Origin of the sequence: Dietzia maris, assembly GCF_036287335.1 — a bacterium.
Classification (GTDB): Bacteria; Actinomycetota; Actinomycetes; order Mycobacteriales; family Mycobacteriaceae; genus Dietzia; species Dietzia cinnamea.
The window spans coordinates 274,198-289,146 of the sequence record NZ_CP143053.1 but is presented as its reverse complement, the minus strand read 5'-3'; the positions used below and the strand labels follow the sequence as shown (position 1 = coordinate 289,146).

At 72.8% G+C, this 14,949-nt stretch carries 12 protein-coding genes; 5 read left to right on the top strand and 7 right to left on the bottom strand.

Translation table 11 applies throughout. The features are described from left to right. Positions 1 to 3: 3 nt before the first annotated feature. On the bottom strand, positions 4 to 1,377 hold the full coding sequence (locus VYL96_RS01300) for a hypothetical protein (protein WP_131885736.1): 1,374 nt from the start codon (positions 1,375 to 1,377) through the stop codon (positions 4 to 6). A 129-nt stretch (positions 1,378 to 1,506) separates the two neighbouring features. On the opposite strand from VYL96_RS01300, the gene VYL96_RS01295 reads away from it, so the two are divergent. Then, positions 1,507 to 2,847, top strand: coding sequence for a DUF4921 family protein (locus tag VYL96_RS01295; protein ID WP_131885737.1), 1,341 nt, complete (start codon positions 1,507 to 1,509; stop codon positions 2,845 to 2,847). 42 nt (positions 2,848 to 2,889) lie between these two features. On the opposite strand, the gene VYL96_RS01290 is transcribed toward VYL96_RS01295, so the two are convergent. Beyond that, positions 2,890 to 3,486, bottom strand: coding sequence for a thioredoxin domain-containing protein (locus VYL96_RS01290; protein ID WP_223210138.1), 597 nt, complete (start codon positions 3,484 to 3,486; stop codon positions 2,890 to 2,892). Between the two features lie 77 nt (positions 3,487 to 3,563). Then, positions 3,564 to 5,108: a bifunctional aminoglycoside phosphotransferase/ATP-binding protein gene (locus VYL96_RS01285; RefSeq protein WP_131885738.1), complete on the bottom strand. Its 1,545-nt coding sequence runs from the start codon at positions 5,106 to 5,108 to the stop codon at positions 3,564 to 3,566. Between the two features lie 223 nt (positions 5,109 to 5,331). On the opposite strand from VYL96_RS01285, the gene VYL96_RS01280 reads away from it, so the two are divergent. The 3 genes from VYL96_RS01280 to VYL96_RS01270 all read left to right on the top strand — a co-directional run bounded on the left by VYL96_RS01280 (position 5,332) and on the right by VYL96_RS01270 (position 8,902). Next, positions 5,332 to 5,994, top strand: coding sequence for a hypothetical protein (locus VYL96_RS01280; RefSeq protein WP_131885739.1), 663 nt, complete (start codon positions 5,332 to 5,334; stop codon positions 5,992 to 5,994). A 120-nt stretch (positions 5,995 to 6,114) separates the two neighbouring features. Further along, positions 6,115 to 7,236 carry a glycerate kinase gene (locus VYL96_RS01275; protein ID WP_131885740.1) on the top strand — a complete coding sequence of 374 codons (1,122 nt, stop codon included), beginning with the start codon at positions 6,115 to 6,117 and terminating at the stop codon, positions 7,234 to 7,236. Between the two features lie 70 nt (positions 7,237 to 7,306). After that, on the top strand, positions 7,307 to 8,902 hold the full coding sequence (locus VYL96_RS01270) for an FMN-binding glutamate synthase family protein (RefSeq protein WP_131885741.1): 1,596 nt from the start codon (positions 7,307 to 7,309) through the stop codon (positions 8,900 to 8,902). Here VYL96_RS01270 and VYL96_RS01265 read toward each other — a convergent pair. The 4 genes from VYL96_RS01265 to VYL96_RS01250 form a co-directional block, all read right to left on the bottom strand. Further along, on the bottom strand, positions 8,853 to 9,488 hold the full coding sequence (locus VYL96_RS01265) for an HD domain-containing protein (protein WP_007627362.1): 636 nt from the start codon (positions 9,486 to 9,488) through the stop codon (positions 8,853 to 8,855). The genes VYL96_RS01270 and VYL96_RS01265 overlap by 50 nt on opposite strands. A gap of 74 nt (positions 9,489 to 9,562) precedes the next feature. Further along, the gene (locus VYL96_RS01260) at positions 9,563 to 10,084 is read right to left on the bottom strand and encodes a DUF779 domain-containing protein (protein WP_007627363.1); all 522 of its coding nucleotides are present in this window, start codon (positions 10,082 to 10,084) and stop codon (positions 9,563 to 9,565) included. Positions 10,085 to 10,100: 16 nt separating this feature from the next. Further along, positions 10,101 to 11,624, bottom strand: coding sequence for an acetaldehyde dehydrogenase ExaC (gene exaC / locus VYL96_RS01255; protein ID WP_131885742.1), 1,524 nt, complete (start codon positions 11,622 to 11,624; stop codon positions 10,101 to 10,103). A gap of 169 nt (positions 11,625 to 11,793) precedes the next feature. Next, positions 11,794 to 12,990, bottom strand: a complete 1,197-nt coding sequence (locus tag VYL96_RS01250; protein WP_165928477.1) for a helix-turn-helix domain-containing protein — start codon at positions 12,988 to 12,990, stop codon at positions 11,794 to 11,796. 137 nt (positions 12,991 to 13,127) lie between these two features. Between VYL96_RS01250 and VYL96_RS01245 the strand changes: the two genes are divergently transcribed. Then, positions 13,128 to 14,918, top strand: a complete 1,791-nt coding sequence (locus VYL96_RS01245) for an AMP-dependent synthetase/ligase (protein WP_131885744.1) — start codon at positions 13,128 to 13,130, stop codon at positions 14,916 to 14,918. The last annotated feature ends 31 nt before the right edge of the window (positions 14,919 to 14,949 follow it).

Genomic DNA, 14,949 nt, shown 5'->3' with positions numbered 1-14,949 from the left:
TTCTCACCGAATGAACGGCAGGGGTGGTAGTGCCACCCCGTCCGGAAGGACCACGTGGTAATCCCCCAGCGAGCCGGTGGTGACCACGACCGCGTTCACCCCGACCGCGGCCCCACCGCCGTCGGCCATCACGCCCGGCTCACCTCCGCGCCCGTTGGGCACCGACGGCCCGGGCGCGGGCGGAGCCTCTCCCACGACCGCGCCGACGGCGACCGGCGCCGGGGACCCGGGTAGCGGCGGGAGTGCGATCCCCAGATCGGCCGCGACCTGGACCATCATCGGCCCGGCGGCGACCGACCCGCCGATCGCCGCGGCCGGCACCAGGAGCGGAAGGGACCCGGCCGCCGAACCCAGCGGCAGGGACCCGAGGGGCAGCGATCCAACCGCCGAACCGAGAGGTGCCAGCGACGCGGTCAGTGACCCCGACGGCGCGAGTGACCCCTCCGCGGAACCCGGCTCGAGGGAGCCCGAGGGGAGTGACCCCTCCGCGGAACCCGGCTCGAGCGACCCGCCGTTCTCGCTGCCCACGGGTAGTGAACCTCCGGGGAGAGACCCCTCGCCCGAACCAGCCTCGGACCCGATCGACAGCATCAGTAGGAGGCTCACCAACGACCCCGTCTCCAGCGACCCGGGGGGTAGGGATCCGCCCGTCGACCCGGATCCCAGCGACCCGGGTTCGAGTGAACCAGTCAGCGACCCGGGCTCGAGCGAGCCCTCGAGCGACCCCGCCCCTGCCCCCAACGACCCCGTGAGCGAACCGGACTCCAGCGACCCCGTCAGCGAACCGGGCTCCAGCGACCCCTCGCCCGACCCGGCCTGCGAACCCATGGACACCATCACCAGCAGGCTCACCAACGACCCGGCCTCCATCGACCCCGGGCCCGTCGAGCCCGGCTCGAGCGAGCCCGGATCCAACGACCCCGGATCCAGTGAGCCCGGTTCGAGCGAGCCCTCCGCCGAGCCTTCCGTCGAGCCCGGATCCAGCGAACCGGGACCGGAGGACCCGGGCAACGAGCCCGGATCGAGAGAATCCGGGCTCAGCGAGCCCGGGTTAAGCGAGCCCGGCCCGAGCGAGCCCGGGTCAAGCGAGCCCGGCTCGAGGGATCCCCCGACCGAGCCGATCGGCGGCAGGGACCCGGCGTCGACCGAGTCCGGACCCAGCGAGCCCGGGTCGAGCGAGCCCGGGTCGAGCGAGCCCGGTGCCAGAGAGCCCGCGCCGTCCGAGCCGAGGGCGAGTTCGAGGTTGAGGGCGAGCTCTGCGGCGAGCTCGGCGGAGCCGGTCTGGGCGTCCGAGACGCCGGCCGCCCCGGCGATCGTGAGGGTGACGGCGCCGCCGACGGCCGCGACGCGCAGGGACAGTGGGTGCTGTGTGCTCATGAGCTCGCTCGATTCCCCCGTGGCCCCGCCCGGAGCGGGTACCGATGATGAACTAACACTCACCCTCAGGGTACTGTTATCTAGATCACAGTTCCACCCCTAATTCCGGACACCCCTAGGCTCACGCGGGTGACCACCACCTCCCGACCCGGCGGCCCGACCGCGCTGCTGCGGCGCATGGCCGACGGCACCGTCAAGCAGGTCAATCCCTTCACCGGCACCCAGGTGTGGACGGTCCCCGGCCGGGCGCAGCGACCGATCGAGCACGCGCCCGGCAGCGTCGTCGCGGTGGACCCGGCCGAGCCGGAGGCGCACTGCGCGTTCTGCACGACGCGCCTGCGCGAGACCACCCCGGAGAAGGCGCGCCTCGTCCGCGAGGGGGACGCCTGGGCCGTCCTCGACGAGGTCCCGGCCGACCGGCTCGACGCCACCACGCCCGAGTTCCGCCTGATCGGCAACCTCTTCGAGATCGTCTCCCTCGACTACTGGAGGTCGGTGCACGGCTACCGGATCCCCGATCGCGCCGCCGCCCACCAGGCCGCCTATCTCGCGTCCCCGGCCGGCGCCGAGCACGTCCGGGCCCTGGTGCGCACCCGCATCGCCGCCGCACAGGGCGACCCGGCGGTCGCCGACGCCATGGACACCGCCGCCCTCGCAGAGCACTCGGAGAGCTTCTTCGGCGGCTGCCACGACGTGGTGGTCGCGCGCCGCCACCTCGTCGACGGCGCCACCTCCAGCGACCGCCACGCGTCGTCGGGGGAGCTGACGCCGGAGGAGCACGAGCAGTACGTCGCCTTCACGGTCCGTGCCATGCGGGGGCTGTACCGCGACAATCCGCATGCCGCGTACGTGTCGGCGTTCCAGAACTGGCTCGCGCCGGCCGGCGCGTCGTTCGCGCACCTGCACAAGCAGCTCGTGGCGATCGACGAGGTCCCCGCCAAGACCTCCCGGGAAATGGCGGCGCTCGCCCGCGAACCGGATCTCTACAACACGGCCGGGATCGATCACGCGGTGGCCGAGGGCCTGGTGCTGGCGGCCAACGAGCACGCCGTCGCGGTGGTCGGCGTCGGTCACCGCCACCCGGCACTGGTGGTCTACTCGAGGTCGCGGGCCGGCCGGCCGTGGGAGCACTCGGCGGCCGAACTGCGCGGGGTCTCCGATCTGCTGCACGCCTGCCACGCCGCGACGGGGCCGCTGGTGCCGTCCAACGAGGAGTGGCACACCCTGCCGCCGGGCTCGGCGGGGGACGACGCGGCGATGCCGTGGCGGATCGTGCTCAAGTGGCGCATCTCGACGCCGGCCGGGTTCGAGGGCGCGACCGGGATCCACGTCAACACGATCGACCCGTGGGGCCTGCGGGACCGGGTGACGCCGCGCCTGGCGCGGCTGCGGGCGGCCGGCCGTATCGCCGACATGGCGTTGGGGGCCGAGTGCGGGGACGTGCGGGGAGCACTGCGCTACGCGCGGTGACGACGACGAGGTGCGCCCGGCCCGGCCGGCGGGCGTGGCCGGTCAGAGGCCGCGGGAGCCGGTCCTGCGGGGCGACCCGATCGCGGGGGTGGTCGCGGGCGCGGGAACCGCGCAGATCTTCGTGATCGGGGTGATCGTCTGCGTGGAGGTGATCGGCGCGGCGGTCGCCTCACGGATCCCCGGCACGGAGGCGGGGATCACCACGGGCGTCGTCAGTGTCGGATCGAGCACCACGGCGGTGGGCGTCTCCTCGGAGCCGCCGTTGATCGTGCAACACAGCTCGTAGGCGTCCTCGTCGCGCCAGATGTTGACCCAGTGGACCTCGAGGCCCTCGCGGCTGGCCCGGCGGCGCAGCGCCGCCGAGTAGGGGCAGCCCGGCCGCCACAGCACCACGACCGCGTGCCCGGCGGAGGTCAGGGCGCGCACGGCCTTCAGGGGCTCGTGACCCGTGGCGCGCAGCGGCGAGTTCCACAGCGCCACGAACAGCGTCCCGACGAGGACCACGGCCGCCAGCAGCGCACCGTGGCCGAAGCCGACGAGCGTCCACGCGATCGCACAGCCCAGCGCCATGACGGCGGCGGGGCCGAACCAGCGGCCGGGGACGAGCTCCCGCCCGGCCCGTGCGAAGGGGTGGGTCACGCGCACGACCATACGCCCCTCGTTTCGGTGCGTGGGGCCCGCTTCCCCAGAATTGTGATCTGGCAACGACTCTGCTCTCAGGCCCAGGGCAGCGGTCCCAGTTCGCGTTCCGCCCACCGGCGGACGGCCTCGCCGTCGCGGACGTCGAGCCCGACGGTGTCGACCTCGATCGCCTCCGGCCACGCCGCCGGGCGCGCCAGCTGGTCGTCGAGGACCTCGATGGTCGCCTCGGACGGGTCCGACCCCGCGCGCGCCCGATCGGTGATGCGCCGCACCAGCTCGTCGCGGGGCGCGGTGCACGAGATCTCCACCAGTTCGGCGTGCGCGTCGGCGGCCACGGTCTCGGCCTCGGCCCGCCGCCGCGGCTCGAGCCACGTGGCGTCGAGCACGACGCTGCGGCCCAGGGCGAGCGACGCGGCGGCGCGGGCGAGCATCTCGGCGTAGACCGCCCCGACCGCCTCCTCCGAATACCTGTCGCTCCCCCGGGCCGCCTGCGCGCGCACCACGTTCGAGCGCACCACATCCGAGCGCACCACGTCCGAGCGCAGCAACTCCGCGCCCAGCGCCTCGGCCAGCGGCGCCGCGAGGGTGGACTTGCCCGACCCGGAGACACCGCCCACCAGGACCAGTCGCACCCTCGCGCGCAGCAGCGAGTCAACCGCCAGATCCGCCAGCCCGAGGGCGCGGCGCGCGTCGCCGAGGCCCCCGTCGCCGTCGGCCGCCTGCTCCGCGCGGATCGCGGTGACCTTCGACCGGACGAGTGCCCGGTACCCGATGTAGTGGTGGACGAGCGACGGCGGCGCGTCGTCGCCGGAGGCCTCCCTGTAGGCCCCGAGGAGGACGACGGCGAGGTCCCGCGCCCCCGACGCGTCGAGGTCCATCGCCAGGAACCCGATGTCCAGCACGGCGTCCCCGTAGCGGAGCAGGTCGTCGAACTCGAGGCAGTCGATCACCCTCGGCCCGTCGTCGAGCAGGTAGACGTCGGCGGCCAGCAGGTCCCCGTGCCCGTCGACGATCCGACCGTCCGCCACGCGGGACTCCAGCAGGGGCGCGCGCCCGCGCAGGTAGTCGGTGGCGAGCGCCTCGATGTCGTCGACGATCTCCGGCGCGTCCCGGCCCACCTCGAGGCGGCGCAGGTGATCGAGGGACCGCTCCCACAACCCGGCCACCGCCGCCGGGGTGCCCGCCGCGTCGATCTCCTCCGAGCGTGGGCCGGCGGCGTGCAGGCGCGCGATCTGCCGGGCCACCTCGGTCAGGCCCACCACGATGTCCGTATCACCGCCCCCGGGTCCGCCTTCGGCCCGGAGGCGGACCAATGAGGCGAGGCTCCTGCGCGCCGGCAGCCGGCGCATCCGCACGACGTGATCGACCACCTCGCCGTCGGGACCCCTCACCTCCAACACGCCCCTGTACACGTCCGGGGCGAGCCGACTGTTGAGCTCGACCTCGCGCCGGCTCTGCTCCCCGCGGGCCGCGGCGGTGGTGTTGTCGAGGAAACCGAGGTCGACCGGCTTGCGGACTTTGTGAGCCTCGTCACCCCAGAGGAAGATGAGCGCGCTGTGCGTCTCCACCACGACGGGCGGGCCGGGCGGCGGCGGATCGACGGCTGCGGAAGCGTCCATGCACCCAGCCTAGGCAGGCATGACGCGCGACACACCGGTCGCGCAGGCGCCGCGTGAGAAACCTGAAATGCCCCGGTGACCGGGTTGTTACGTCAAGGGACGCTGAGGTTCCCGACCCCTTGCGGAACTCTCGTGCGCTTGTAGGGTCGCCGACGCACCCCGCTCCGACCGGGGTGTCCGCGATGAGATTCATCGGGGTCGATGCAGATCGGAGAGTTCCTCTATGACGAACACCCACCGCAAGACCACCAACCGCACCACCGCGAAGATCGCCGCCGTCGGCGCGTTCGGCATCGGTGCCGCCATCGCGTTCCCGGGCCTCGCCGCTGCGGAGGACGCCGACACCCCCACGGATCCCACCGCCAGCCTGGCCGAGGCCACCGGCGAGGACGGCAGCCTCGAGGGCGCCCTCGGCACGGACCTCGGCATCGACCTGGGCAGCCTGAGCTTCAACCTCAACCTCGACGCCGAGACGCCCACCCCGGGCTCGATCGAGTTCGGCAGCCTCGGGGTCTCCCCGAACACCGGCAGCGAGGCCATCGACGGAGGCGGCCCTGCCGCGGACTCCGGCTCCCTCGGCTCCGGTGAGGGCGACACCCAGACAGGCGCCGTGACCGGCGAGGCCGACTCCGGCTCCCTCGGCTCGCTCGGCAGCAGCGAGGAGCCCGCCGATGACACCGCCACCGATGAGACCACCCCCGGTTCGCTCGGCTCGGGCGATGAGTCCACGGACGACACCGCGGCCACCGACGACGAGGCCGAGACCGGCTCGCTGAGCGGCTCGCTCGCCGGCCTGAGCTCCGGCGCCGAGGATGACGCCGCCGACGAGACCGTCGAGGCCGGTGTCAACGCGGACGTCGGCCTCGCCGCCGGCTCGCTGGGCTGATAACCCCCGGCTGACACGCGGCGCAGCGGATGCGCCTTCCTGGCCCGGGACCGCGACCCTCCCCCGTCGCGATCCCGGGCCGTCGTGTGTCGCCGGACACTCATAGGGGATGATGCAGGCGTGACGATCGTCGTGGCCTGCGGGGCCTTCAAGGGCTCACTCACCGCTATCGAGGCGTGCCGTCACGCGGCGGAGGGCGCTCGGCGGGCGCACCCCGAGATCGACGTGGTCGAGCGCCCGGTCGCCGACGGCGGGGGCGGCAGCCTGGAGGTGATGGTCGCCGGCGGCGCGCGCCCCGTGCCCGTCACCGTCTCCGGACCCACGGGCGAGACGGTGGAGACGTCCTTCGCCGCCATCGATCCGGACACCGCGTTCGTCGAGATGGCCGACGCCTGCGGCCTGCTCCGCCTACCCGGCGGGGAGCCGCGTCCCCTGGAGGCGTCGAGCCGCGGGGTCGGCGAGGTCATGCTGGCCGCGCTCCGATCCGGCCGCGGCAACATCCACCTGGGCATCGGCGGCAGCGCCTCCACCGACGGCGGCACCGGGATGCTCTCCGCCCTGGGCGCGCGGTTCCTCGACGCCTCCGGCGCCGAGCTGCCCGACGGCGGCGGCGCGTTGATCCACCTGGACCGCGTGGACCTCGATGGTCTCGACCCGGCCGTCCGGGCCGCCAGGATCCTCGTGGCCTGCGACGTCGACAACCCGCTGCTCGGGCCCCTCGGCGCGGCCCGCGTCTACGGCCCGCAGAAGGGCGCCACCGACGAACAGCTGGACGAGCTCGAGGCCGGCCTCGCCCGGCTCGTCGAGGTCCTGCGCGCCCAGGGGCTCGACGTGGACCCCGACGCCCCGGGCTCCGGCGCTGCCGGCGGTGTGGGCTTCGCCGCCCGCGAGCTGCTCGGCGGCTCCCTGGATCCCGGCTTCGAGGTGCTGGGCACGCTCACCGGCCTGGAGGACATGCTCTCCGCCGCCGACCTCGTGGTGACCGGCGAGGGGCGACTGGACGACCAGACCATGCACGGCAAGACCCCGATGGGCGTGGCCGCCCTCTGCCGGTCACACGCGGTGCCGGTGGTCGCGGTCTGCGGCCGCCTGGATCTCGAGGCCGACCGGGTCGCCGAGGCCGGGTTCGCCGCCGCCGCCGCGTTGACCGAGCGTGAGCCGGACCTCGAGCGCTCGATCGCCAACGCGGGCCCGCTGCTCGAGGACGTCGCCGCCGACGTCATCTCGCGCATCCTGCCCTGATGCCAGCGGCGCCCGGTCGGCATGATGGGGGCAGCCCCCGGCCCACCACCCCGCCCCCTTGGAGGTCGACATGCGCAAATGGCTCCTCGGAGCGCCACTGGCCGCGCTCGCGGCCGTCGCGGCCACAGATATGCGACAGACCCGCTACCCGATCCTGCGGACCTTCCCCGTCCTCGGCCACGCCCGGATGGCACTGACCGCCATCGGCCCCGAGCTGCGGCAGTACATCGTCGCGGGCAACGACGAGGAACGCCCGTTCACGCGCGACCAACGCGACTGGGTGTACGAGTCCGCCGAGACCCGGGCGACCACGTTCGGTTTCGGCACGGACAACGACATCGAGTTCCTCGAGGGCTACCCGATCGTCAAGCAGCGCACCTTCAGCGACGTCACGCTCTCCGCCCGCCCGCACGCCGGGCAGCAGCTCCCCCTCCCGCCCGCCAAGGTGCTCGGCGCGGCCCGGGGCCGCGCCCGCGCGTACCGACCGGAGTCGCTGGTCAGCATCTCGGCGATGAGCTACGGTGCGCTCTCCGCCCCGGCTGTGGAGGCGCTCAACCGCGGCGCCGCCCTCTCGGGAGCCCTGCACAACACCGGTGAGGGCGGCCTGAGCCCGTATCACCAGAACGGCGCGGACCTGGTCTTCCAGATCGGCACCGCGTATTTCGGTGTCCGGGAAGACGACGGCCGCTTCGACATCGACAAGCTGGTGGCCCTCACCGAGAAGCATCCGATCCGGGCCATCGAGATCAAGCTCAGCCAGGGCGCCAAGCCGGGGCTCGGCGGGCTCCTGCCGGCGGCCAAGATCACCGAGGAGGTCGCCGCGATCCGCGGCATCCCGATGGGTGAGGACTGCGCGAGCCCCTCCCGCCACACCGCGTTCCACGACGTCGACTCGATGCTGGACCTGGTCGAGGAGATCGCGGACCGCACCGGACTGCCCGTCGGCATCAAGTCGGCGGTCGGCGACATGAGCTTCTGGGAGGATCTCGCCACCGCGATGGTCCCGCGCGACCGGGGCGTCGACTTCATCACGATCGACGGCGGAGAGGGCGGCACCGGAGCGGGCCCGCTCGTGTTCACCGACGCCGTGTCCCTGCCCTTCCGCCTGGGCTTCCCGCGCGTCTACTCGGTCTTCGCCGAAGCCGGGCTGACCGACGACGTCATGTTCATCGGGTCCGGCAAGCTCGGCATCCCGGAGAACGCGGTGGTCGCACTGGCGCTGGGCGTCGACATGATCAACGTGGCCCGCGAGCCGATGCTGTCGGTGGGCTGCATCCAGGCGCAGAAGTGTCACACCGGCGGATGCCCCACGGGGGTCGCCACCCAGAACCCCTGGCTCGTCCGCGGTGTCGATCCAACGGCGATGGCGGTGCGGTGCTCGAACTACATCCGGTCACTGCGCCGCGAGCTCGTCAAGGTCGCCGGCGCGGTCGGGGTCCCGCATCCCGGCCTCATCGGACCGACCGACGTCGAGCTCGCCCGCGGGACCCGGGACGCGCACACGCTGGCCGACATCTACGGGTACCGGGACGGCTGGGGGCTGCCGGGCGAGGACGATGCCCGCGCCATCACCGAGTTCATGGTCGCCTCCGGCGTCGCGGAGTACACGGCGGCCGTCACGCCGCCGGGAATCCGCCCGCGCGCAGGAGCCCCAGCTCGCGATTGAGGTTGGCGTGGGCCTGCTTCTCCCACATGTCGCGTCCCGCGCGCGTGAGGAACACCGAGCGCCGCTCGAGCAGCCCCTCCAGCGCGCCGATCCGCCCGGCCACGAACCGCTCGCCCGGCACGTGGGCGTACTCGTGGCGGACGTCGCGGGCGTAGGTGTCGTACGTGTCGGGGTCGGCGCCCAGCACGGCGAGGTCGGCGTCCGAGAGGACCGCGCCGTTGAGGTCGCCGGGCTCGACGCGGTGCCCGCCCATGAGCCGGACCAGCCGCGCGACCTCGGCGGCCGGCGCGGCGGAGTCGAGCACGCGCTCGGCCAACGCCGCGGACTTCTCGGTGTTCTCCGAGCCGGTGGGATCGAACACCGCGGCGTGTAGCCACGCGGCCAGGCGGACCTCGGTGTCGTCGAACGACTCCCCGTCGGCCTCGAGCGCGTCGATCGCCCGCAGGACGGCCCGCAGGTGCGTCTCGTTGTGGTACCGCCGCTGCGGCTCGTTCCAGCGTTCGAGCAGGTCAGCACGCAGCTCGGGGGTGAGGAACTCGACGGTGGCGTCGAGGGGGTCAGCGGAGGCCGTGCGGTCCGTGTCCATGGTCGGACTCTACCGCCGTGCCCGCTCCGGGCAGACCGGATCGGCCGGTCCCGGCCCCGGACGCCGCCCCACCCCTACACGTCCAGGTCCGCGCCCGTCGGCGGCGGGAACTCCTCGAGGGCGGCGAGCTCGCGCTCGTCGAACGTGCGGGCCCGCGACAGGAACCGCTTCCCGGTTGGGTTCTCGAGACTGAACCCCGAGCCCCTGCCCGGGACGGCGTCCACCACCAGTTGCGTGTGCTTCCAGGTCTCGAACTGTGAGCCCGAGATCCACACGCGTACCCGGAGACCGACCGACGCCCCGGGGGCGCGCGCCTCGTCGTCGTCACCCAGGTCCAGTTCCCCCACCAACACGTCGCGCTGACCGACCCGGAACTCCCCGTCCGGGTAGCACATGGGCGCGGACCCGTCGCAGCACCCGCCGGACTGGTGGAACATCACCGGCCCGTGCCGGCCGACGAGCTCGCGGAGGAGCTCGACGGCCGGCTCGGTCGCCACCACGCGCGGCGGCAGGTCGTCGGGCGCACCCTCGGGCGCCGCGGCGCGCGCGGCGATCCGCACGCTCCCACCCGAGGGCAGCCCACACACGTCGTCCATGCTGCTCACGCCCGGCTCAGAAGAAGCCCTGCGGCTTGCCCGAGTAGCTCACGAGCAGGCACTTGGTCTGCTGGTAGTGGTCGAGCATCATGAGGTGGTTCTCGCGGCCGATGCCGGACTGCTTGTAGCCGCCGAACGCCGCGTGCGCCGGGTACTGGTGGTAGGTGTTGGTCCACACGCGGCCGGCCTGGATGGTGCGGCCGGCGCGGTAGGCGGTGGTGCCGTTGCGCGACCACACGCCCGCGCCGAGGCCGTAGAGGGTGTCGTTGGCGATCATCATGGCGTCGTCGAAGTCGGTGAACGAGCTCAGGGAGAGCACGGGCCCGAAGATCTCCTCCTGGAACAGCCGCATCTTGTTGTGGCCGCGGAACACGGTGGGCTGCACGTAGAAGCCGCCGGCCAGGTCGCCGTCGAGTTCGGCGCGCCCGCCGCCGGTGAGCACGTCCGCGCCCTCCTGCTTGCCGATGTCGATGTAGGACAGGATCTTCTCCAGCTGGTCGGTGGAGGCCTGCGCGCCGATCATCGTGTCGGTGTCCAGCGGGTTGCCGGTCTTGATGCGGTTGGTGCGCTCGATCGCCAGCTCGGTGAACTCGTCGAAGATCGACTTCTGGACGAGCGCGCGCGAGGGGCACGTGCACACCTCGCCCTGGTTGAGGCCGAACATCGTGAAGCCCTCGAGGGCGGCCTGCCGGAAGTCGTCGTCCGCGTCCATGACGTCTTCGAAGAAGATGTTGGGGCTCTTGCCGCCCAGCTCGAGGGTCACGGGGATGAGGTTCTCCGAGGCGTACTGCATGATCAGCCGGCCCGTGGTGGTCTCGCCGGTGAACGCGACCTTGCGGATGCGCGGGTTGGAGGCGAGCGGCTTGCCGGCCTCGGTGCCGAAGCCGTTGACGACGTTGACCACGCCCGCCGGCAGCAGGTCCCCGATGAGCGACATGAGGTAGAGGATCGAGGCGGGGGTCTGCTCGGCGGGCTTGAGGACCACGCAGTTGCCGGCGGCCAGCGCGGGCGCGAGCTTCCACACCGCCATGAGGATCGGGAAGTTCCACGGGATGATCTGCCCGACCACGCCGAGCGGCTCGTGGAAGTGGTAGGCCACGGTGTCGGAGTCGATCTGCGAGATCCCGCCCTCCTGGGCGCGGATGGCACCGGCGAAGTAGCGGAAGTGGTCGATCGCCAGCGGGATGTCCGCGTTGAGGGTCTCGCGGATCGCCTTGCCGTTGTCCCAGCTCTCGGCCAGCGCCAGCTTCTCGAGGTTCTCCTCCATCCGGTCCGCGATCCGCAGCAGCACGAGCGAGCGCTCGGCGGCGGAGGTGGCGTTCCACGCGGGCGCGGCGGCCCACGCGGCGTCGAGCGCGGCCTCGATGTCCTCGGCGGTCCCGCGGCCCACCTCGCAGAACACCTGGCCGGTGATGGGGGTGACGTTCTCGAAGTACTCGCCCTTGGCCGGAGCCTTCCACTCGCCGCCGATGTAGTGCTCGTAGCGGCTCTCGTAGGACATCACCGCGTCGGCGGAACCTGGCTGGGAGTAGACGGTCATGTCGGGCACCTCTCGTCTGCGCGCGCCGGCCCCGACGGCCGGCGACTGTGATGCAGGACACTAATCGTGGGAGGGTTGCACGGACGTTGCACGCCGCGCGGAGCGGCGAGGGCGGCCAGGGGCGGCCACGGGCGGCGTGGGAGGAACCGGGGCGACGACGACGAGGCGCTCAGGCCCCCAGGCGGTCGTCCAACACCCGGTGCACGGAGCGGGCCGAGGACCTCGCCGCCGGGGAGAGGTCGGGCAGCGACCCCAGGGCCCGCCAGGCGTCGGGGTCCTCGCGACCGGGGCCGGCGGTCCAGGCGCGCAGGGCCCGCACCGATCCCGCGCCCAGCGCGGCGGCGCGGACCCGGGCGTGCAGCTCTTCCCGCAGGTCGGCGACGCCCGGCGCGTCGGAGGTCGGCAGGAGCGGGCCGGGGTAGGCCGCCACGGCGGCGTCCACGTCGGTGTCGAGCAGGGCGACCACCCGGTCGGCATCGGTCTCCACGGCCCCGGGCGCCAGCCGGTACGGCCGGGAGCCGATGACCTCGGGCCCCAGGACGCGGCGCAGCCTCGACATCTCGGCGCGGACGCTGACGTCGCCGAGCCGGCCCTCGGCGAGGAGCTCGGCGAGCGCCCCTCCGGACAGGCCGCCGGGGTGGGCGGCGAGCAGGACGAGGATCTCGGCGTGCCGGCCGGTGAGCGGGCCGTGGCCGGAGAGCCCCGGGCGGGCGGTTCCGAGGACCTCGAGGAGGCGCGGCCCGGTCGCCGTCGCCTCCGCCGCCCCCGCCGTCCCGGGCACGAGCACGCCGGCCGGGGTCGACCGCAGCTCGGCCTCGGCGAGCAACGCAGTGGCCCTGACCAGGGCGAGCATCTCGTCGGAGGCCGCGGAGTCGTGGCCGGTCACGTCGATACCGCCGACCACCCGCCCTGTCACGGGGTCATGGACCGGCGCAGCCGAGCAGCTCCACGAGTGGGCGGGCGCGAGGAAGTGCTCCGCGCCGCGCACCCGCACCGGGACGTCGTGCCGCAGCGCGAGGCCCGGCGCGTTCGCCCCCACCGCGTCGTCGCTCCACAGCGCCCCCGGCACGAACGCCATCCGCTCCGCCCGGGACCTCACCCCGCGGTCCCCGTACAGCCACAGGAGCCGGCCGTCGGCGTCGGCCACCGCCACGAGGTGCCCGCTGGTCACGACCCCGGACACCAGGACCTTCTCGACCATGGGCAGCACCGCCGCCATCCGGTGCGCGGCCAGGTGCTCGGACAGGGCGGGGCCCTGCAGGTCGACCGGCGGATCCGCCCGATCCGGGTCGATCCCCCGTCGCCTGCTGCGCTCCCACGACTGCGCGACGATCGCGCTGGCCACGGCTGGCCTCCCCGCCGACATGTCATCAGTGTAACGGGAATCACAAAACATGACGGCAGCCTCATAAGCGAATCCGAATAAGCGGCGCTAGCCACGGGATGCGGCCGACCCCTCTACAATCGTCAGTGATGCAAGCCACACATGACCTAAGGACCGAGATGACGACCGAGTTCGCCACCCCGCCAGCCGCCAAACCCTTCCCCGTCGAGAACCTGTCGAGACTCGTGTTCAAGAACGCACAGGAGGCGCCGAACGACGTCGCCGTGCTGCGCCTCGTCGGCGGCGACTGGAAGGAGGTCACCTGCGCCCAGTACCTGGAGGAGGTCAAGGGCGTGGCCAAGGGCCTCATCGCCCGGGGCGTGAAGCCCGGCGACCGACTGGCGATCATGAGCCACACCCGCTACGAGTGGTCGCTCATCGCCTGGGCGGCCTGGGCCGCCGGCGCGGTCACCGTGCCGATCTACGAGACGTCCTCGTCCGCGCAGTGCGACTGGATCCTCACCGACTCCGGGGCGACCGTCGCGGTCGTCGAGAACCTCGAGCTGCGCGAGGTGCTGACCGGCGGCACCGACTGGTCCGGCGACATCCTGGTGATCGAGGGCGACCTCGTCGCCCAGCTCACCGAGGCGGGCGCCGGCGTCTCGGACGAGGATCTCGAGAAGGCCTCGCTCGCCGCGGGCCACGACGACCCCTGTGCGATCGTCTACACCTCCGGCACCACCGGCAACCCCAAGGGCTGCGAGATCGCGCACGGCGGGTTCGGCGGCGTCGTCGTGTCGGTCGAGGAGCAACTCCAGGACGCGTTCGTCCCCAACAGCCGCACCCTCATCTTCCTGCCCCTGGCCCACGTCCTCGCCCGCATCCTGGAGGTGTCCTGCTTCTACAAGCGCGTGGCCGTGGCCCACGAGCCCGACACCACCAAGGTCATCGAGCGCCTCGGCGAGATCCACCCCACCTTCCTGGTGTCGGTGCCGCGCGTGCTGGAGAAGGTCTACAACTCCGCCGCGGCAAAGGCCGAGAACGCCGGCGGCGCCAAGGCCAAGATCTTCAAGGCCGCCGTCCAGACGGCCATCGACTACTCCAAGGCCCTCGAGAACGGCGGTCGGCCGTCGGCCGCGCTGAAGGTCAAGCAGAAGCTCTACTCGAAGCTCGTCTACTCGAAGCTGCACGACGCACTGGGCGGCGAATGCGACCGCATCATCTCGGGCGGTGGGCCGCTGGGCGCCCGCCTGGGCCACTTCTTCCGCGGCGCCGGGTTCGACCTGCTCGAGGGCTACGGCCTGACCGAATCCTCGGGCGTGCTCACCGTCAACCCGACCAACCGGGCCAAGATCGGCACCGTCGGCACGCCGATCCCGGGCGTCACAATCCGCATCGCCGAGGACGGCGAGGTCCTGGCCAAGGCCAAGACACTGTTCAAGGGCTACTGGCGAAACCCGGAGGCGAGCGAGGCCGCGTGGACCGGCGAGTGGTACCACACCGGTGACATCGGCGAACTCGACTCCGACGGCTACCTGTCCATCACGGGTCGCAAGAAGGACCTCATCGTCACCGCCGGCGGGAAGAACGTCTCGCCGTCACAGCTCGAGGACCTGCTCACCTCCGACCCGCTGATCAGCCAGGCCGTCGTGGTGGGCGACAACCGCAGCTACATCGCGGCGCTCGTCACGATCGACCCGGAGACGTTCCCCGCGTGGCGGGACAGGCACGGCAAGACCGGCGAGGTCTCGGACCTGCTGCAGGACGGCGACCTGGTCGGCGCGGTCCAGGACGCGGTGGACCGGGCCAACAAGTCGGTCTCCCGCGCGGAATCCATCCGCAAGTTCAAGATCCTCGCGGCCGAGTTCTCCGTCGAGTCCGGCGAACTCACTCCCACCCTCAAGCTCAAGCGCAACGTCGTGCACGACCGGTTCGGCAGCGAGATCGAGTCGCTGTACACCGACGCCTGATCCGCCGATCGTGGGAGCGCCCGGGCCCGGA

Coding starts and splice junctions, on each gene's coding strand:
- VYL96_RS01300 (WP_131885736.1), bottom strand. CDS start 1,377: ATGAGCACACAGCACCCACTGTCCCTGCGCGTCGCGGCCGTCGGCGGC.
- VYL96_RS01285 (WP_131885738.1), bottom strand. CDS start 5,108: ATGGACGCTTCCGCAGCCGTCGATCCGCCGCCGCCCGGCCCGCCCGTC.
- VYL96_RS01280 (WP_131885739.1), top strand. CDS start 5,332: ATGACGAACACCCACCGCAAGACCACCAACCGCACCACCGCGAAGATC.
- VYL96_RS01270 (WP_131885741.1), top strand. CDS start 7,307: ATGCGCAAATGGCTCCTCGGAGCGCCACTGGCCGCGCTCGCGGCCGTC.
- VYL96_RS01265 (WP_007627362.1), bottom strand. CDS start 9,488: ATGGACACGGACCGCACGGCCTCCGCTGACCCCCTCGACGCCACCGTC.
- VYL96_RS01260 (WP_007627363.1), bottom strand. CDS start 10,084: ATGGACGACGTGTGTGGGCTGCCCTCGGGTGGGAGCGTGCGGATCGCC.
- exaC (WP_131885742.1), bottom strand. CDS start 11,624: ATGACCGTCTACTCCCAGCCAGGTTCCGCCGACGCGGTGATGTCCTAC.
- VYL96_RS01250 (WP_165928477.1), bottom strand. CDS start 12,990: ATGTCGGCGGGGAGGCCAGCCGTGGCCAGCGCGATCGTCGCGCAGTCG.
- VYL96_RS01245 (WP_131885744.1), top strand. CDS start 13,128: ATGACGACCGAGTTCGCCACCCCGCCAGCCGCCAAACCCTTCCCCGTC.